At 43.5% G+C, this 623-nt stretch carries 1 protein-coding gene; it reads left to right on the top strand.

Translation table 11 applies throughout. The features are described from left to right. Positions 1-623, top strand: a 623-nt coding sequence (locus I6U50_RS16195) for a putative Ig domain-containing protein (protein WP_198639555.1), incomplete at both ends; no start/stop codon positions are given.

Genomic DNA, 623 nt, shown 5'->3' with positions numbered 1-623 from the left:
GCGATGGTAATTTAAGTTATAGCATAATTGGCGCTCCGCCAGGAATAGTTATAGAACCTACCAATGGCCAAATAGGCGGTACAATAAATCAGGGGGCATCCGCCAATAGTCCTTATGTAGTTACGGTAACAGTAGACGATAGTGATGCTGATACCAATGATGCGGTAAGTTTTAATTTCATCTGGGAAGTAAATTCCGATAGTCCCGGCATCGTCTTAGCACTTCCTGATATTGAACGTAATGTAGGAGCGGTTACAGAAACTATTAGCTTGTTGCCATATTTTGACGATGATGCCGGTGTAGGGAACCTGACTTATAGTGTTTCGGGTAATACCAATTCAGCTGTCGGTGCTGTTATATCGGACAGTAGCCTTAGCCTAAGCTATCCCGATTCCCCGGCAGTTTCAGTGATTACCATTCGTGCTACTGACGCCGATTCTAATTATATAGAACAGAGTTTTTCTGTAAATGTAATAGAGGAACAGGCCATCGCTGAGGTCTTATACCGGGTAAATGCTGGGGGTCCTGCCATTACGGCGATTGATGGGAAATTGGATTGGGAAGAAGATACTGCTAACAACAATTCTGCTTATTTAAGCTACCCCGGACTTAACAGTACCTTT

Origin of the sequence: Salegentibacter maritimus (assembly GCF_016236975.1) — a bacterium.
Classification (GTDB): domain Bacteria; phylum Bacteroidota; class Bacteroidia; order Flavobacteriales; family Flavobacteriaceae; genus Salegentibacter; species Salegentibacter maritimus.
The sequence above is the reverse complement of the archived record's forward strand: the minus strand, read 5'-3'. Positions and strand labels throughout refer to the sequence as shown.